The organism is Shinella sp. GW835-FHT14H05 (genome assembly GCF_058793575.1).
The window spans coordinates 364,677-382,329 of the sequence record NZ_JBXAFY010000003.1 but is presented as its reverse complement, the minus strand read 5'-3'; the positions used below and the strand labels follow the sequence as shown (position 1 = coordinate 382,329).

Annotated in this window: 19 protein-coding genes; 4 read left to right on the top strand and 15 right to left on the bottom strand. The window is 63.2% G+C overall.

Going from position 1 to position 17,653, the window contains the following annotated elements; all coding sequences use genetic code 11:
* Window positions 1–17 precede the first annotated feature (17 nt).
* The 12 genes from AC1Q6Z_RS12985 to AC1Q6Z_RS12930 all read right to left on the bottom strand — a co-directional run bounded on the left by AC1Q6Z_RS12985 (window position 18) and on the right by AC1Q6Z_RS12930 (window position 11,233).
* Window positions 18–956 carry an ABC transporter substrate-binding protein gene (locus AC1Q6Z_RS12985; RefSeq protein ID WP_439615640.1) on the bottom strand — a complete coding sequence of 313 codons (939 nt, stop codon included), beginning with the start codon at window positions 954–956 and terminating at the stop codon, window positions 18–20.
* Window positions 957–1,094: 138 nt separating this feature from the next.
* Window positions 1,095–1,706 (bottom strand): cupin domain-containing protein, encoded by a 612-nt coding sequence (locus AC1Q6Z_RS12980; protein WP_256116987.1) that lies wholly within the window; start codon window positions 1,704–1,706, stop codon window positions 1,095–1,097.
* Window positions 1,707–1,790: 84 nt separating this feature from the next.
* Entirely contained in the window at window positions 1,791–3,068 is a 1,278-nt protein-coding gene (locus AC1Q6Z_RS12975; protein ID WP_492648109.1) for an L-fuconate dehydratase, read from the bottom strand.
* Window positions 3,069–3,103: 35 nt separating this feature from the next.
* Complete coding sequence (locus AC1Q6Z_RS12970; RefSeq protein ID WP_492648108.1) at window positions 3,104–3,838, bottom strand: SDR family oxidoreductase; 735 nt, start codon at window positions 3,836–3,838, stop codon at window positions 3,104–3,106.
* Between the two features lie 21 nt (window positions 3,839–3,859).
* Window positions 3,860–4,312, bottom strand: coding sequence for a MaoC/PaaZ C-terminal domain-containing protein (locus tag AC1Q6Z_RS12965; RefSeq protein ID WP_492648107.1), 453 nt, complete (start codon window positions 4,310–4,312; stop codon window positions 3,860–3,862).
* Window positions 4,313–4,393: 81 nt separating this feature from the next.
* Window positions 4,394–5,488: a Gfo/Idh/MocA family protein gene (locus tag AC1Q6Z_RS12960; RefSeq protein ID WP_492648106.1), complete on the bottom strand. Its 1,095-nt coding sequence runs from the start codon at window positions 5,486–5,488 to the stop codon at window positions 4,394–4,396.
* Window positions 5,481–5,810, bottom strand: a complete 330-nt coding sequence (locus AC1Q6Z_RS12955) for an L-rhamnose mutarotase (protein WP_492648105.1) — start codon at window positions 5,808–5,810, stop codon at window positions 5,481–5,483. The genes AC1Q6Z_RS12960 and AC1Q6Z_RS12955 overlap by 8 nt, the downstream gene beginning before the upstream one ends.
* 3 nt (window positions 5,811–5,813) lie before the next feature.
* Window positions 5,814–6,932 carry a mandelate racemase/muconate lactonizing enzyme family protein gene (locus tag AC1Q6Z_RS12950; protein WP_492648104.1) on the bottom strand — a complete coding sequence of 373 codons (1,119 nt, stop codon included), beginning with the start codon at window positions 6,930–6,932 and terminating at the stop codon, window positions 5,814–5,816.
* Window position 6,933: 1 nt separating this feature from the next.
* Window positions 6,934–8,031 (bottom strand): ABC transporter ATP-binding protein, encoded by a 1,098-nt coding sequence (locus AC1Q6Z_RS12945; RefSeq protein ID WP_492648103.1) that lies wholly within the window; start codon window positions 8,029–8,031, stop codon window positions 6,934–6,936.
* Between the two features lie 3 nt (window positions 8,032–8,034).
* The gene (locus tag AC1Q6Z_RS12940; RefSeq protein WP_492648102.1) at window positions 8,035–8,901 is read right to left on the bottom strand and encodes a carbohydrate ABC transporter permease; all 867 of its coding nucleotides are present in this window, start codon (window positions 8,899–8,901) and stop codon (window positions 8,035–8,037) included.
* 1 nt (window position 8,902) lies between these two features.
* Complete coding sequence (locus tag AC1Q6Z_RS12935) at window positions 8,903–9,799, bottom strand: carbohydrate ABC transporter permease (RefSeq protein ID WP_256116563.1); 897 nt, start codon at window positions 9,797–9,799, stop codon at window positions 8,903–8,905.
* Window positions 9,800–9,922: 123 nt separating this feature from the next.
* A complete protein-coding gene (locus AC1Q6Z_RS12930; RefSeq protein WP_492648101.1) occupies window positions 9,923–11,233 on the bottom strand; it encodes a type 2 periplasmic-binding domain-containing protein in 1,311 nt (436 codons plus the stop codon).
* A 159-nt stretch (window positions 11,234–11,392) separates the two neighbouring features.
* Here AC1Q6Z_RS12930 and AC1Q6Z_RS12925 point away from each other — a divergent pair, with 159 nt between their 5' ends.
* The gene (locus tag AC1Q6Z_RS12925; protein ID WP_256116561.1) at window positions 11,393–12,181 is read left to right on the top strand and encodes an IclR family transcriptional regulator; all 789 of its coding nucleotides are present in this window, start codon (window positions 11,393–11,395) and stop codon (window positions 12,179–12,181) included.
* A 63-nt stretch (window positions 12,182–12,244) separates the two neighbouring features.
* Window positions 12,245–12,772, top strand: a complete 528-nt coding sequence (locus AC1Q6Z_RS12920) for a MaoC family dehydratase (RefSeq protein ID WP_439615650.1) — start codon at window positions 12,245–12,247, stop codon at window positions 12,770–12,772.
* Between the two features lie 4 nt (window positions 12,773–12,776).
* Here the strand turns inward: AC1Q6Z_RS12920 and AC1Q6Z_RS12915 are convergent, their stop codons facing one another.
* Both AC1Q6Z_RS12915 and AC1Q6Z_RS12910 read right to left on the bottom strand, forming a co-directional pair.
* Window positions 12,777–13,913: an extracellular solute-binding protein gene (locus AC1Q6Z_RS12915; RefSeq protein ID WP_492648100.1), complete on the bottom strand. Its 1,137-nt coding sequence runs from the start codon at window positions 13,911–13,913 to the stop codon at window positions 12,777–12,779.
* Window positions 13,913–15,067, bottom strand: coding sequence for a CaiB/BaiF CoA transferase family protein (locus AC1Q6Z_RS12910; RefSeq protein WP_492648099.1), 1,155 nt, complete (start codon window positions 15,065–15,067; stop codon window positions 13,913–13,915). The genes AC1Q6Z_RS12915 and AC1Q6Z_RS12910 overlap by 1 nt, the downstream gene beginning before the upstream one ends.
* A gap of 237 nt (window positions 15,068–15,304) precedes the next feature.
* On the opposite strand from AC1Q6Z_RS12910, the gene AC1Q6Z_RS12905 reads away from it, so the two are divergent.
* Together AC1Q6Z_RS12905 and AC1Q6Z_RS12900 are read left to right on the top strand one after the other, a co-directional pair.
* The gene (locus AC1Q6Z_RS12905) at window positions 15,305–16,318 is read left to right on the top strand and encodes a zinc-binding alcohol dehydrogenase family protein (RefSeq protein WP_492648098.1); all 1,014 of its coding nucleotides are present in this window, start codon (window positions 15,305–15,307) and stop codon (window positions 16,316–16,318) included.
* Window positions 16,319–16,332: 14 nt separating this feature from the next.
* Window positions 16,333–16,641, top strand: a complete 309-nt coding sequence (locus AC1Q6Z_RS12900) for a putative quinol monooxygenase (protein ID WP_492648097.1) — start codon at window positions 16,333–16,335, stop codon at window positions 16,639–16,641.
* Window positions 16,642–16,644: 3 nt separating this feature from the next.
* On the opposite strand, the gene AC1Q6Z_RS12895 is transcribed toward AC1Q6Z_RS12900, so the two are convergent.
* Window positions 16,645–17,541 carry a LysR family transcriptional regulator gene (locus AC1Q6Z_RS12895; RefSeq protein ID WP_492648096.1) on the bottom strand — a complete coding sequence of 299 codons (897 nt, stop codon included), beginning with the start codon at window positions 17,539–17,541 and terminating at the stop codon, window positions 16,645–16,647.
* Window positions 17,542–17,653: the final 112 nt, after the last annotated feature.

Below are 17,653 nucleotides of genomic sequence, written 5' to 3'. Positions count from 1 at the left end.
GGGCAGCGGCGGTCGGCTTACTTGAACATGTCGCGATATTGGTCGACATTCTCCTTGGTGACGATGGTCACCGGCACGTTGATGATCGGCTCGATCGTCTCGCCCTTCTTGACCTTGACGAGCGCTTCCACGGCCGCTTTGCCTTCACCCGCCGGATCCTGCTGGATGACGGCGGTCACGAAACCCTGGTCGATGCCGTCGATTGCGGACTTGGTCAGGTCCCAGCCGAACACCTTGATGCTGTCTCCGCGGCCCTGGCTGGCGACGGCCGAAACGGCACCGAGCAGCGCCGGCTCGCCGGTGGCATAGAGCGCGTTCATGTCGGGATTGGCGGTCATCAGGTTTTCGGCAGCCGAGAGCGCCACGTCCTGCACGTTCTGGCCGTCGACCGTGTCGAGGAACTCGACCTTCTGGCCGCCTTCTGTCACCGCCGCCTTGAAGCCATCGAGGCGCTGGTTCTGGATGAAGGAGTTGAGTGCGCCGACAACGCCGACCTTGGCGGCACCGCTCATGTCGCTCTTCACGTAATCGGAGAAGAACTTGCCGATATCGCCGCCCGCCGCCGTGTTGTCGACGCCGACGAAGGCGATGTTGTCGCCTTCCGGAATCTGCGCATCGATGGCGATGACCGGGATGCCGGCATTCTTGGCGGCGGTGATCGCCGGCTTCACACCATTGACGTCGATGGCGACGAGAATGATGCCGTCGACTTTCTGGGTGATGTAGGTCTCGATCGCGTCGTTCTGCGCGGACGGCACGTTGTTGGCATTGAAGATGACAAGGTCGACGCCCGCAGCCTTGGCGGCGGCATTGGCGCCGTCATTGATCTGGTTGAAGAACAGTGCCTGCTGGTTGATGGTGACGAGTGCGAATGTATCGGCGAAGGCATTGGCCGCGCTCATGAGCGTCAGCGTGGCGGCCGCAGCGCAGCCGAGAAGATATTTTGTCCGACCCATTTTGATGTTCCCCTTGTTTGAAGCCGTTGGCGGCCACAGGAATTTACGAGAGGCATTATTCAAGTAACTTGAATACATGTCAAGTTACTTGAATTTCCGGTTCGCAAAATCGGTCGAAGAGGATTTTAGAAAACGATATCAGAAGGTTGGCGGCGTATTGACCCAGAAGATCGAGGCGCGCTCCTCCCCGACATTGCGATACCAGTGGGCAAGTTCGGAATTGAACACGAAACTGTCGCCCGCGGAAAGCCGAAAGGTCTTGTCGCCGATCATCAGCTCGATTTCGCCGACCAGCAGATAGCCGACCTCCTCGCCCACATGCTGGATCGGCCCGGCGCTCTGGCCGCCCGCCTCGATATGGTGGATGTTGCACTGGAGCAGATGGCCGGCCGAATAGGGAATGATGCGCTCGAGCGAGATGCCCTCGCCGCGGCGCAACGGATCGAGCGTGATGAGCGGGCGCGTGCCGGCGCGAAACACCACGCCCTCCTCGCCATCCGTCTCCTCGAACATCCAGCCGATGTTGGAATCGAGCGCCCGCACCAGCCGGTGCAGCATGGGAAGCGACGGCGAAGCCTTGCCGTTCTCGATCTTCGAGAGCAGGCTTTCCGAACAATCCGCCGCCAGCGCCAGCGCCTTCAGCGTCAGCCCGCGCGTCTGGCGCGTCAGCCGCAACCGCGCACCGAGCCGCACCGGATTCGACTGGATTCTATCCTCCCGGCTTTCAGACGGCAAAGGCGGCTTGACCATATTCATGATGTGCATATCGCATTGTTCGGGGTTGCGATCATAAATCCTTCAATCAAGGACTGTCCAGACCGCAGCCCTCGGGCTTCAACCGCCGAACGTGTAGGCCGCAATCGACTCCGGCTTCATCTCGATGGAAAAGCCCGGCAGCGACGGCGGCATATAGGCGGCGTTTTCGATGCGGCATGGGTCGATGAAGTGTTCATGCAGATGGTCGACGAACTCGATCACCCGGCCTTCCTTCGTGCCGGACACGGCAATGTAGTCGATCATCGAGAGGTGCTGGACATATTCACACAGCCCCACGCCACCCGCATGCGGCCAGACCGGCAGGTCGTATTTCGCCGCCATCAACAGCACGGCGAGCACCTCGTTGAGGCCACCCATGCGGCAACTATCGATCTGCACGATGTCGATCGCGCCCTCGGCGATGAACTGCTTGAACATGATGCGGTTCTGGCACATTTCGCCGGTCGCGACCTTTACGGGCGCGATCGCCTCGCGGATCGTCTTGTGGCCGAAGACATCGTCCGGGCTCGTCGGCTCCTCGATGAAATAGGGCTTGTAGGGCTGGAGCTCCTTCACCCAGTCGATCGCCTGCCCGACCTCCCAGACCTGGTTGGCGTCGATCATCATGTAACGATCGTCGCCGATCACCTCGCGGGCGATGCGGAGCCGCCGCTTGTCATCCTCCAGATCGCGGCCGACCTTCATCTTGATATGGGTAAAGCCCTGATCAACGGCCTCTTGGCAGAGGCGACGCAGCTTTTCGTCGTCATAGCCGAGCCAGCCAGCCGACGTCGTGTAGCAGGGATAACCCTCCGCCTCCAAAGTCGCGATCCGCTCCGCCTTGCCCGCTTCGGCTTGTCTGAGGATGGCGAGCGCCTCCTCCGGCGTCAGCGCATCGGTGAGATAGCGGAAGTCGACGATGGAGAGGATTTCCTCCGGGCTCATTTCGGCGACGAGGCGCCAGACCGGCTTGCCGGCCTGCTTGGCAAGCAGGTCCCACACCGCGTTCACCACCGCCCCGGTCGCCAGATGCATGGCACCCTTGTCCGGGCCGATCCAGCGCAATTGGCTGTCGTTCGTCACATGGCGCCAAAAGCGGCCGGGATTTTCACGCACCCAGTCGAGATCGAGGCCGACCACCAGATGTTTCATCGCCTCGATCGCCATGCAGCAGATATCGTTGCCGCGGCCGATGGTGAAGGTCAGGCCGTGGCCTTCGAGACCGGGCGCGTCCGTGCCGAGCACGACATAGGCGGCCGAATAGTCCGGATCGGGGTTCATGGCATCCGAGCCGTCGAGGCTCTGCGAGGTGGGGAAGCGCAGGTCGATCGAACGCAGGCTGGTGATCTTGGTCATGGAAGCGGCCCTTGCAATGGTCGGTTTCGAGTATTTCAGATGGTCCAGCCGCCGTCGATGGCGTAGGCCTGGCCCGTCGTGTAGGTGGCGCCGGCGAGATAGACGGCGAGGTCGGCGATCTCCTCCGGCGTGCCGATGCGGCCGATCGGCTGGCGGGCGATGAAGGCCGCACGCGCCGCCTCGTAGTCGCCCTGTGCCTTCAGGCGATCCTGCAAGGACGGGCTTTCGACGGTACCCGGGCAGATGCAGTTGCAGCGGATGCCCTGCCCGACATAGTCGGCCGCAACCGACTTCGTCAGCCCGACGACGGCGGCCTTGGTGATGGTATAGGCGGCACGGTTCGGCACGCCCTTTACACTGGAGGCGACGGAGGCCATGTTGATGATGGCGCCATCCTTGCGCTCCAGCATCGACGGCAGCACCGCGCGAATGGTGCGCACCATGGCCCGCACGTTGAGGTCGAAGGCGAAGTCGAGGTCCTTGTCCGGCATCTCAAGGATCGAGCCGGCATGCACGAAACCGGCGCAGTTGAACAGCACGTCGAACGGGCCGGTGGCGGTGATGACGCGCGTGACGGCTTCATCGTCCAGCACGTCGAGCACATAGGTCTCGATATTGGCCTCGCCCGCCAGGCTCTTCAGCGCATCGGCATTGATATCCGTCGCGACGACCGTGGCGCCGGCGCGCGCAAAGGCGACCGCGCTCGCCCGGCCGATGCCCTGGCCGGCGGCGGTGAGGAGGACGCGCTTGTTTTCGAGGGAGAAAGACATGATGGCTCCTTGGATAAAGCGTCAGGCGGCGTTCGGCCGGCGCTCGACGACGTAGATATGATCAGCGGCGAGCACGACCTCGCCCTTCTGGTTGACGACTTCCGTGCGTTCGATGACGCGGCCGAAGCCGGCCCGTTTCGGATCGTCTTCCTTGCCGCTGATCGTCACGCGGGTATGGATCGTATCACCGATGAAGACGGGCTTGATAAAGCGCATGCGATCATAACCGTAGGAAAAGGCAACCGGATTGATGACGCTCGCCGTCAGTCCGACGCCGATGGAAAAGACCATGGTGCCATGGGCGATGCGCTGGCCGAAAGGCTGCGTCTTCATGAATTCCGCATCCATGTGATGCGGGAAGAAATCGCCCGTATGGCCGGCATGCACGACGAAATCGGTCTCGGTGATCGTGCGCCCCATCGTCTTCCGACCATCGCCGATGGCATAGTCCTCGAAATATCTGACCTGTTCCATGTCCTGTTCCTGTCTAGAGCGTTTCCGCTTCGCGAAAATGCTCTAACTTTCTGTTTTTACGCAATTCCGGACGCAAAACCGCTACGCACTTTTGCTGGAATTGCTTTGGGGCCGGGCGGCGAGCGGGGTGGCGGGCGCGGCACTGGAGGCATAGGCTGCCTCGACGAGCGCCATCGTCATCCAGGCGTCCTCCACCGAGGAAACGAGTTCGGCGTCCTCGCCCGAAACGAAGCGCTGGAGGTTCGCCATGCGGCCGACGAAGGCATCGGGGAGCCACGTCCCCTCAAGCGGCACGGCGACCCAGCCATCGCTGCCCTTCGGATAGATTTCGAGGATATCCGGCTCGCCGCGCGGATAATCGAGATTGACGCCGAGCTGGAGATAGGCCGCCCCCTCCGTGCCCGAAACCCGGAATTCACAGGCCTGGTGCCTGCGGCCGAATTTGTGATCATGGTTGATCGAGACGGCGCAGCGCACCCGGTCGCCATAGTCGAGGATCGCGGTGGTGCGCGTCTGCGCCATCGCATGGTTCGGGTGGCCGATCGACTTGGCGTGCACACCCTTGGGATCGCCCAGCACCTGGCGGATCACGTCGAGATAGTGGATCGAATGCATGGCGATCTCGATTCGCGGCAGTCCTTCGAGGAAGGACCAGAGCTGCCACGGCGTATCGAGTGCCAGATAGACGTCGAAATCGACCACTTCGCCGAGCAACCCCTTGGCGATCGCATCCTTCAGCGCCAGCATCATCGGCGCGAACCGCAGCTGGAAATTGACCGCGGACTTGAGCTTCTTAGCGCGGCAGATTTTCAGGATTTCAGTCGCCGACGCAAGATCGGCCCCCATCGGCTTCTGGATCAACGCCGCCGCACCTTCGGGAAGGGCTGCGAGCACCTTGGCATGGGCGGCCGGCGGGGTGGCGAGGTCGAAGATTGCGTTCTCTACGGAGGCTGCTTCCTCGACAGTGCGATAGGCGGTGACGCCCCATTTTTCCGCGAGCACCTTCGCCTTGTCGTGGTCGGGGTCGTAGAGCCCGGCAATCGGGAAGCCGCCCTTGCGATAGGCCGGGTAGTGCGCGTCGCCAACGATCGAGCCGGCGCCGAAGGTGACGATCGGGCGTGGCGTTGCCGGCAGCTGCCACGATTGGGAGAGCGATTTCGAGTCGAAGTCAGGCATGGAAGAACACCTCCTCCATGCCAGCCCACCATTCCCCCTCTTTCCGCGTCTCAAGCGGCGCCTGGCAGGGCATGCAGACAGCCCACCATTCCTGCGTCTTCGTGTCCGCCGCCATCTTCGCCATGTCACCGGCATAATCGGTGCCGTGATATTCGAAGAAGGAGAACAGCAGGTTCTCCGGCTCCTTCAGGAAGATCGAATAGTTCTGGATATTGCAGGCGGAAATTATCGCGAGAACCTCCGGCCAGACGGCGGCGTGCAGGCGCTTGTACTCTTCGATCTTCTCCGGCTTGACGCCGATCACCATGCCGATGCGCTGCATGTCTCAGGCTCCCTTGCGGATCTCGTGCTCGAATTCGGCAATCGACCGGCTGCGGATCGCGTCCCAGTCCCAGTCGATGCCGAGGCCGGGCGTCATGGGTGCCAGCGCCATGCCGTTCTCGATCGTCAGGCGCGAAGTGGTAATGTCGTCGAGCTGCGGGATGTATTCGACATATTTGCCGTTCTGCACCGCGCAGGTGAGGCTGACATGCAGCTCCATCAGGAAATGCGGGCAGACCGGCATGTCGAAGGCCTCCGCCGCATGCGCCACCTTCAGCCACGGCGTGATGCCGCCGATGCGGCCGGCATCGACCTGCACGATGGAGCATGCGCCCTTCTGCATATATTCGCGGAAATGGCGGATCGAATAGAGCGATTCCCCGATGGCAATCGGCGTCGCAGTCGACCGGTTGAGGCGCACATGACCGTCGATGTCGTCCGCCGGAAGTGGCTCCTCGATCCAGCCGAGATCGAGGTCGCGCAGGCGTTCGGCCCGTCGGATCGCCTCGTCGACGGAAAAACCCTGGTTGGCGTCGGTCATGATCTCGTAGCCATCGCCGACCGCCTTGCGCACGGCCGAAAGTCGCGCGAAATCCTCGGAGCCATGCGGCTTGCCGATCTTTACCTTGGAGCCGGTGAACCCCTTCGACTTGGCGTCAAGGGCATCCTCGACGAGCGCTTCCATCGGGATATGCAGCCAGCCGCCTTCCGTCGTGTAGAGCGGGCAGCGATCCTTCGCCCCGCCGGCGAGCTTCCACAGCGGCAGGTTCTGCTTTCGCGCGCGAAGATCCCACAGCGCGGTGTCGATGGCGGCGAGCGCGATCGAGGTGATCGCGCCGATCGTCGTGGCGTGGGTGGCGAATTCCAGCTCGTGCCAGATCGCCTCGATCTGGTCGGCGTCGCGGCCGATCAGGCGGGGCGCCAGATGATCGGCGAGAAGCCGCATAACGGAGGAACCACCCGTGCCGATCGTGTAGCTGTAGCCGGTGCCCACCGCGCCATCGCTGTCGGTGATGGTGACGAGCGGTGTCTCCTGCGAAACGAAGCTCTGGATGGCGTCCGTGCGCTCGACCTTCGGGCGAAGGTCGACCATTTTCAACTCGATGCGTTCGATCTTCGCCATGTCAGCCTCGCAATGTGCGGCCGCTTTCGCGGTCGAAGAGATGGGCTTGCGACAGGTCGAAGCAGAACGGCAGCGTATCGCCGGGCGTCAGCCGCCGCGGGTTGAGCATGCGGCCGACCCATTCGGCGCCGCCGAAATCGGAGAAGATCAGCGTCTCGTTGCCGAGCGGCTCGGTGAGGATGACCCGCAGATCCTGGTCATGCACATCGGCGTCCTCGCCGGAATGGATGCCATGGCCGGCGGGATAGAGATCGTCGGGGCGCAGGCCGAAGGTCACTTTCTGCCCAGCCGTCACACGTTCCCTGAAGCGCGCGGGCAGCGGCAGGCGGTCGCCGTTTTCGAAGACGAGCTGGCCGTCCGCCACCTCGGCATCCTTGAGGTTCATCGGCGGCGAGCCGATGAAGCCGGCGACGAATTTCGATTGCGGGCGTTGAAAGACATCCTCTGGCGTGCCGACCTGCTCGATATAGCCGTCACGCATGATGACGATGCGGTCGGCCAGCGTCATCGCCTCCACCTGGTCATGGGTGACGTAGATCACCGTCGACTGCACCTTGGCATGCAGCTTCTTGATCTCGACGCGCATCTGCGTGCGCAGCTTCGCATCGAGGTTCGACAGCGGCTCGTCGAAGAGAAAGAGCTCGGGATTGCGAACGATGGCGCGGCCCATGGCGACGCGCTGGCGCTGGCCGCCGGAAAGCTGCGAAGGGCGACGGTCGAGCAGATGCGTGAGGTCGAGCGTCCTGGCGGCCTCTTCCACCTGCGGCGCGATCTCCTCCGGCTTCTGGCCGGCGATCTTCAGCGAGAAACCCATGTTCTCGCGCACGGTCATGTGGGGATAGAGCGCGTAGGACTGGAAGACCATGGCAAGGTTGCGCGAGCGCGGCGGCAGGTCGTTGACGATCTTGCCGCCGATCTTGAGGTTGCCGCCGGAGATCGGCTCCAGGCCCGCGATCATGCGCAGCGTGGTGGACTTGCCGCAGCCGGACGGACCGACCAGCGCGATGAACTCGCGGTCCGCCACTTCGAGGTCGATACCATGCACCACTTCGACCGCGCCGTAGCGCTTGACCAGCTTTTCGAGGGAAACGGTTGCCATGGATTATCCTTTGACTGCGCCGGAGGTGAGGCCGGAAACCAGATGCTTCTGCACGATGAAGGTCAGCACGAGGGCGGGGATGATCATGATCACCGCCAGCGCGCACATGCCGCGCCAGTCGATGGTGAACTCCGCCGTATAGTCGAGCAGGCCGACGGGCAGGGTCTTGGAGTTGACGGAACGGGTGAGCTGCGAGGCGAGCGCGAACTCGTTCCAGGAGGTGAGGAAGGCGAAGATGCCGGCGGACGCGATGCCGGGGCCGGCGAGCGGAAACTCCACCTGCCAGAAGGCCTGCCAGCGCGTGCAGCCGTCGATCTGCGCGGCCTCGGCGAGGTCCTTCGGCACCTGCCGGAAGAAGCCGTCGATCAGCCAGATGGTGAAGGGCACGTTGAGCGCCACATAGGCCATGATCAGCCCGAAATGCGTATCGATGATGCCGAGCTTCGAATAGACGAAGAACAGCGGCAGCGAGAGCGCGATGCCGGGCACGGTGCGCGTCAGCATCAGGCCGAGGAAGATCGAGGACTTCGCCTTGAAGCGGAAGCGCGCGAAGGCGTAGCCGCCGGCCATGCCGATGGCGAGCGCGATCGCCGTCGAGGTGACGGAGATGATCAGCGAATTGCGGAAATATTCGATAACCGGAATGCCGCCCTGCCCCACGCCGGAAAACATCGCGACATAGGCATCGAGCGACAGGTCCTGCGGAATCCAGACCGGCGGCTTCGCCATGATCTCGACCGTCGGCCGAAACGAGGCGAGCACGATCCACAGGCCCGGCAGGCAGATGACGGTCATGGCCAGGAACAGGCCAATCTTGTGCGCGACGGAAAGGAGGATGCCGTTGATACGGGCTTTTGCGTTCTCGTTCATCTTACCACTCCGCCGCAATCTGGGTCCGCGCCGCCGCAAGCTTGCGGTAGAAATAGACGGTGAAGAGGATGGAGAGCAGGATCGCGACATAAGCCATGGCGTTCGCCAGACCCATACGGGCATCGGCATAGGCGGTGCGCGAGACCAGCGTCCAGAGCAGTTCCGTGCGCTTGGCCGGGCCACCATCCGTCATGATCTTGACGATGTCATAGGCACGCGCGACGTCGAGCGAGCGGATGGTCATGGCGATATAGGCGAAGGGCATGATGAAGGGCCAGGTGACGTAGCGGAATGTCTGCCAGGGCGTGCAGCCATCGACGCGCGCCGCCTCGATCGGCTCCTTGGGCATGGCGAGCAGGCCGGCGAGGATGAGGATCGCGAAGACCGAGGTGGAGGACCAGACTTCGGCAATCAGGATCGCCGTGAAAGCGAGCGTGCCGTCGATCAGCCACGGGATCGCCTGGTCGGTGAGGCCCAGCGATTGCAGGGCGTTGTTCACGAGGCCGATATTGTCGTTGAACATGAACTTGAACTGGAAGCCGACGAGGATCGGCGAGAACATCATCGGAAACATCATGATGGTGCGCAGCAGGCGCTGGCCGCGCGTCGCCTTCTCCACCAGCATGGCAAGGCCGAGGCCGAGCAGCATCTCGACATTGAGCGCGACCGTCAAAAGCAGCACGGTGCGGCCGAACGCCGTCCAGAACTCCAGGTCCGTAAGGATGCGCGCATAGTTGCGGAAGCCGACGAACATATAGAGCGAGGCCGGCTGCGTCAGCCGGAACGGCGTGAAGCTCGAATAGAGCGACAGGATCAGCGGGACGATGACGACGGCTGCCAGCACCAGAATGGCGGGCAGCAGAAGCAGAAACGGTGCCGGTGGCCTCCAGCCTTTCATATCGGCTTCTCCAGTCTTCACGAATGCAGGGAAAACCGCCTGCCGAAACCGGCGGCGTTGAAATTTTCCGGAATGTCAAAAGGGTGGTTCGTGGCGCCGGTTGCCCGGCGCCGCAGGTTGGTCTTAGAGCGCGCCGGCGTCTTCGAGGATCTGCGTCGCCTTTTCGGCGGCGGCGTCCAGCGCTTCCTTGGAGGTCTTGTCGCCGAGGATGGCGGCCTGTAGCTCCGGATAGACGGCGTTGGAGATCTCGATCCACGATGCCGTCTGCGGCACCGCGAAGGCGTTCTTCGCGGCCTCCTGGAAGGCAGTCAGCACTTCCTTGCGGTACGGATCGCTTTCAGCCTGCTTGATGTTGAAATCCCAGACGGCCGTGCGCGTCGGCAGCGGACCGGCGGACGATTCCAGCTTCTGGCTGTCCTCGTTGGTGAGGAACCAGACGAGCGAGGCGGCCGCTTCCTTGTTGGCGCAGCTTTCGGTGACCGAGAAGCCGTGGTGGCCGGACCAGCCGGTGCGTTTGCCGGAGGAGCCCGCCGGCTGCACCTTCACGCCGACATTGCCGGCGACCTTGGACGACTTCGGATCGTTGAAGAAGCTCGCCCAGCCAGGCCAGTCGAGGTTGACCGCGATGGTGCCCGAGGCAAAGCCCTGGCCGAGATCGTCCCACAGATAGTTCGTCGTGCCGGCCGGCACGGCCTTCGCCTTGTAGAGGTTGACGAACCAGTCGAGGGCACGCACGCCTGCTTCGGAATTGAAGGCAGGCTTGCCGTCGGCGTCGAGATATTCGCCACCCTCGGCCACCAGCATTTCATAGAAGCGGCCGTTGATCGCCTCTTCCTTGCCGGCATATTGCGTGCCGTAGAAATCCGGCGGATTGGAGAAGAACGTCGCCTGGTCGGTGACCTGCTGCCAGGTATCCGGCGGGGTCAGGTCGTAGCCGTAATTCTCCTTGAACGCCGCCTTCTTGGCGTCGTCCTGATAGAGGCTCTTCTGGTAGTAGAGCGCCGAAACGTCGAACTGCGCGCGCGGCAGCATCACAAGCTTGCCACTGAGCGTCGAGGACGAAATGTTGGCCGGCACGAAGGCGTCGATCTCCTCCTTCGGCAGCAGCGTTGCGAGATCGGTATAGATATCCGGATATTGCGGGGCGAAGGACGAGTGGTTCGAGCCGACGCACCAGGTGATGTTGCCCGTTGCGATATCCGACTTGATTTCCTTGTCCAGCTCGAAGTGGTTCTTCTTCGAAAGAACGTTCACCTTGGCGCCCGTCGCCTTTTCCCATTCAGCGATGCGCGCGTAGAGCGCCTCATACTGCTGGCCGCCGATGAGCTTTGCATCGACGGTGACGCCCTCGAATTTTCCCGGCAGGTCGGCAGCGAACGCGGAACCCGCGCACATCAATGCACCGACCGCGACGCCGGCTAGAAATCTCGACATGTTCTCCTCCCATGTGGCTTTCGCCAGCCCTCACCAATAAGAGCTTCATTCATATACAAACCAATTATTCATTCATCGTCAAGCGGAAAACCGGATTCCGGCATTGCCATGGGGTATTTCTGCGTATATGAATTTACTCATTCACTAGAGGGATTTCAGGTGTCGGAAGACGAAAACGATCGCTACCGCGCGCCGGCGCTCGACAAGGGCCTCGACATCCTGGAGCTGCTCGCCGGCGTCGATGGTGGCCTCACCCAGGCGGAAATCGCCAAGCGGCTCGACCGCAGCCCGAACGAATTCTACCGCATGCTCGACCGCCTCGTGAAACGCGGCTACGTCACGCGCATCGATGGCGACCGCTTCTCGCTGACGCTGAAACTCTTCGGCCTCGCGCAGCTCCACGCCCCGGTGCGGCGGCTCGTTTCCTTCGCCGTGCCGCTGATGCGCGAGCTTGCCGAAGCCTCGCGCCAGGCCAACCAGCTCGTCGTCTTCGACCGTGGCAATCCGGTGGTCATCGCCCAGCAGGAAGCGCCGGGTTACTGGGGCATTTCCATCCGCGTCGGCTCGCGCATCGGCCTTTTCGATACGGGTTCCGGCCATGTGCTGCTCGCCTTCCGCCCGGGGCTGGAACGCGAGCGCATGATCGCCGAACATGTCGGCGATGGCGGCACGGACGGACGCGTGACGCCGGAATTCCTGGCGCGGCTCGACCTTATCCGCACGCGCGGCTACGAGATGATGCCGAGCGCCCAGACGGCCGGCGTCATCAACCTCTCGGCCCCGGTGCTCGGCGCGGACGGCACCGCGATCGCCGCCCTGACCGTGCCCTATATCACGCTGATCAACACACCTGTCGCGCCCGACATTTCCACGACGATCCAGCTCATCAGCGAGACGACCAGCAAGCTTTCCGAAATGACCGGCGCCGACTTCAAGCCCGGCGATTAATCAATTCGTATTTGAATATATCATTCTTCTGTGACATGGTCTTCTCGTTCAGAGGAGCCAAGCATGACGTCGACTGTCGGAATCGAAAGCACCCATCCCAAGACCATGCCGGAGGCCCACGCAGCGCTGCCGGTGTGGAATTCGGAAAACTGGTTCTACGAGGATTTCGCGGTCGGCCATAAGATCCGCTCGTTGCGCCGCACGATTTCCGAGGGCGAATCGATGCAGTTCAACGCGCTGGTGCTCGACATGCACCCCTATGTCGGCGACCAGATCTTTGCCGAGACGGAAGGCCTGTTCGGCCGCCGCCTCGTGGCGGGCGCCTTCGTGTTTTCGGCCGGGCTCGGGCTGGTGGCGACCAACTGCGTAAACGCCTTCTCCTACGGCTATGATCGCCTGCGCTTCATCAAGCCCGTCTTCATCGGCGACACGATCTATACGATCCGCACCAACCTCGACAAACAGCCGAAATATGACGCGCTCGGCCTTATCCGCGCCTCCTACGAGGTCTTCAAGGGCGAAGGCGAGCTGGTGCTCTATTGCGAGCACATCCAGACGGTCAAATACCGGGACGGCAAGCCGGAGGCGTGAGCGCCTACCGAAAACTCCTGACGAACAGATCGTTGAGGTCGGCAACAGCCTTCGCCGCCGGCTCCGCGCTCGTCACGGCCCGGTTGATGCGCTGCGACGCCGCTTCCTGAAACGGCATGTAACCGTCATGGCGCGGCCGCAGCCAGGCGCCTTCCAGCGTGCTGCGAGTGTTCTGGTAGAAGCCCAGCGTCGCGGCATTGGCGGCCTCGTCCTCCCACCCCGCGGCATGGCCGGGCTGGCCACCCGACCGCCAGTAGCGATCGGCCTGCACCGCCCCGCCCGAAATCCAATAGGCGAAATCGATGGCCGCCTCGCGGTTTTCGGAGAAAGACGAGACGGCAATGCCCGTGCCGCCAAGCGCCGACCCGACCGGCCCGCCTGCGCCGGCAACCGGCATGTCGGCAAAGGCGATGCGGTTTGCGCGAAAACCTTCGAGGCAATAGCTGACATAACCGTAGATCAGCGGCGAAAGGCTGTAGCGCGCGCCCTCCTCGCCCATCAGGTCCAGCACGGCGATCGGGTCCATGCCGATGCAAGCGGGATCGACGAGGGCTGCCAGTTCGCGGATCATCTCGATCGCCTGGACGCCGGTCTCGGCATCGACGAACGGCCGGTCCCACTCCACCGAGCATGGGCGGCCGAGATTGCCGCACAGCGTGAACAGGCACATCAGCGAATGCGGCGGGCGCAGCGGCAGCAGCACCTCACCTGCCTTTGCAAGGTCGAGCACCTCCGCCCAGGTTGTCGGCGGCGCGTCGAGCCGGTCCGGCCGGAAGGCCAGCACCTGGGTCGCCGCATCGATCGGGAAGGCCCATTGGCGGCCCTGCCAATTGTAGCTCGGGAAAGATTTGCCGACGGAGCCTTTGGCCAGAGCCGCGAAGGCGGCCTCCCGGCTGGGTCCATCCAGCGGCGCAAGGCAGTTTTCCGCCGTGATCTGGCCGACATGCGGATGGTCGATCACGATGAGATCGTAACGGCGCGCAAGCTCCTCGACGGGAAAACTCTCGAAATCCTGCAGCGAACGTTTGTCCCATTCGATCGCGACGCCGGTCTTCTGCAACCAATCGTCCGAGCAGGCCACCATCGGGTCGTAGCCGCGCGGATGGCTCCAGGTCATGCCCTTCAGGGTAACGCCGCCCATCAGGCGAACTCCGCCCGGATGCGGCCGGTATGTTCGCCGACCCGCGGCGCCGCCTGCCCGCCGAGCGGCCGGCGGCCGTCGACGCGCACGGGGCAGCGGGTCGTGCCGATCGAGACGTCGTCCTCGCGGGTGACGGTCTGCAACATATCGAGCATGCGGAAACCGTCGCTCGCCAGCAGTTCCGGCCATTCAAGCACCTTGGAGCACCAGATATCCGCCGGTTCGAGGATGGACAGCCAATGGTCGACGGTCTCGGTCGCGATGCGTTCGGCGATGATCCGCTTGATCGCGTCGCGCGCCGTGAACCACGCCTTGCTATCGTCGCGATAGATGCCAAGCGCCTCGATCTGCAAGAGATCCTGCAACCGGCCGAGCGGCGTCATGGCGATCGCCAGATAGCCGTCCTTGGCCGGATAGACGCCGTAGGGTGCGGAAAGATAGGCATGCGCGCTGCGAAAGCCGGAGCGTTTCGGCTTGCGGCCGCCGTCGTTGAGATGGGTGGTCAGCACCTCGAATTGGAAATCGACCAGCCCTTCGAGCAGGCTCGTCTGGATATGGGCGCCCTTGCCGGAAATGCCGCGCCGCACCAGCGCTGCCAGAATGCCCTGGCAGGCATTGGCGCCGGCCAGCATGTCGGCGACCGCCAGCCCGAAGGGCACCGGCCCCTGCTCCTCGTCGCCGTTCAGCCACATCAGGCCGGACCGCGCCTGCGCCAGAAGATCCTGCCCCGGCCGCATCACCCAGGGTCCATCCTCGCCATAACCGCTGATCGAGGCATAGACGATGGCCGGGTTGATCGCCTTCGCCGCCGCATAATCCAGGCCGAGGCGCTCGATGACGCCCGGCCGGAAATTCTGGATGAGCACGTCGGCCCTGGCGATGAGCTTTCGCAGGAAGGCGAGATCGTCCGGGTTCTTAAGGTCGATGCCGAGGCTCTCCTTGCCGCGGTTGATGGCGTGAAACAGCGTCGAATCGCCGCCGACTTCGGTGTCGCTGAGGTAGAGCCGGCGAGAGAGATCGCCGCCATCGGGCCGCTCTATCTTGATGACCCGGGCGCCGAGATCGAGCAGCCGCAGCGAACAATAGGGGCCGGAAAGGAACTGGCTCATATCGACCACGGTCAGACCGGTGAGCAATCCGGGTTCATCCTGCATGAAGGCTCCTCCCTGCGACACCCCGAAAGATTCCACAGAATTCTTATTTGAATTACTATTTTATATATGAGAATTTCACGGCCGGTTGTCAACGCCGAAGGCCCCGCAAGAGGCGGCAGGAGGACAACTTCGAAAAATTCGAATTATCATTTTGGATTTCGGCAAATTATCGGGGCATCCCGTATGGTCCTATCTTCACCCCATACGAACCGACTTTCGCACATTCAGGAGATTGAAATGCGTGCCATTGGCTACCAGACCCCGCAACCGATCGATGCCGCGACGGCGCTTGTCGATTTCGACCTGCCGCGGCCCGAGCCGCAGGGGCGCGATATCCTCGTCGAGGTAAAGGCCGTCTCGGTCAACCCGGTCGATACCAAGATCCGCGCTTCCGCCAAGCCGGAGCCGGGCGACTGGAAGGTGCTTGGCTGGGATGCCGCCGGTATCGTTACCGCCGTCGGGCCGGATGCCACCCTGTTCAAGCCGGGCGACGCCGTCTTCTATGCCGGCGCGATCAACCGATCTGGAACCAACGCGGAATTCCATCTCGTCGATGAGCGCATCGTCGGCAAAAAGCCGGCATCGATCGATTTCGCCGCCGCCGCAGCCCTCCCGCTGACCTCGATCACCGCCTGGGAAATGCTGTTCGACCGGTTGGAGGTGACCCGCCCGGTTGCCGGTGCGGCTAACGCCATCCTCATCATCGGCGGCGCCGGCGGCGTCGGCTCGATCGCCATCCAGATCGCCCGTGCATTGACCGACCTCACGGTGATTGCCACCGCCTCGCGGCCGGAAACCCAGGACTGGGTGAAGGCGCTCGGCGCCCACCATGTTATCGACCACCGCCAATCGCTGGCCCCTCAGATCGAGGCGCTCGGCATCGGGCAGCCCGCCTTCGTCTTCTCCACGACCAACACGGACGACCATCTCGCCGATATCGTCGAGCTGATCGCGCCGCAGGGCCGGTTCGGCCTCATTGACGACCCGAAGGTGCTGAACGCCCTGCCGCTGAAGCGCAAGTCGATCTCGCTGCACTGGGAGCTGATGTTCACCCGCTCGCTGTTTGCCACCGCCGATATCGAAAAGCAGCACGACCTGCTGAACCGCATCAGCGAACTGGTCGATGCCGGCAAGATCAAGTCGACGCTCGCCGATCATTTCGGCGCGATCAACGCGGAAAACCTCAAGCGCGCCCATGCGCTCATCGAATCCGGCAAGGCCAAGGGCAAGATCGTGCTCGAAGGCTTCTAAGCAAGGACATGACCATGACGACACAAGCCGAAAAACTCATCGCCATCGCCGTCCTGAAGGCAAAGCCCGATAAGCGGGACGCGTTGCGCGCGGGCCTGCTCGCCCTCATCGAGCCGACCCGCGCGGAACCTGGAAACCTCGACTACGTGCTCTTCGAGCTGCGTGACGAGCCCGGCACCTTCTATATGCGCGAGGCCTTCGCAAGCCAGGCGGCGCTGGATGAGCACATCGCCGCGGATTATTTCCAGGCCTTTGCCGTGACGATAGACGACCTGCTCGCCGAGCCGCTGCGCCTGATCTTCCTCGACCAGGTCTCCGCCTGACGACTATGCGCCGCGGCCCGGCGAAAGGGCCGCGGCGATGCGCTCGATCAGCAGGCGCACGCGCCGCGGCTGGACCGCGCTCGGCGGATAGACGATCTGCAAGGCCGTGCTGCCGGTGGAAAAATCCTTGAGCAGTTCCACCAGCGCGCCGGAGGCGAGATCGGCATCGACGTCGCGGATCGATTTGAGCGCGACGCCCAGCCCCTGCTTGCACCATTGGCGCACCAGCCCGCCGTCGTTCACCACGCGCCGGCCGTGCACGGTGACCTTGCGAACCACGCCGTCGATGACGAAGGGCCATTCGCGGTCGATATTCTGCCCGAAGCGCATGACGATGCATTCATGGTTTTCGAGCTCGTCCGGATGCCGCGGTGTGCCGTGCCTTTCCAGATAGGCGGGCGAGGCGCAGACGATGCGGCGGTTGTCGCCGAGGGGCTTCGCCCGGAGGCTGCTATCCGCGAGCACACCGTGCCGGATGGCGAAATCCATGCCCTGCCCGACGAGATCGACATAACCGTCCGTCAGGTTGAGATCGATCGTGACCGCGGGGTGGTCCGTGAGGAAGGCATCGATGACGGGCACCAACAGGCGACGGCCGAGATCCTCCGGCGCGCTCAGCCGGATCGGGCCAGAAATGACGTCCGCGCCGCGCCGCACGCGGCTTTCCAACTCCTCGGCCTCCGCCAGCAGCCGCCGGGCGCCCTCGACGAGCGCCCTGCCCTCCTCCGTCAGGCTGATGGCGCGCGTCGTGCGGGTAAGCAGCGTCGCCCCGTAATAGGCCTCCAGCGCGGCGAGGCGCTCCGAGACGGTCGCGGGCGAAAGCCCGACCTCGCGGCCCGCGACGGCGAGGCCGCCTTTCTCGACGATGCGCAGGAAGAGAGACAGGTTTTCAAGCAGCATTGATCGGCTTTTCCGAATTATGATTTCCGGATCAAAGCAATTATCGGGACTTTCCGCAAGCAGTACTGTCCACCTCGAACCATGGCGGCCGGGCTTATCCGCTGCCTAAACA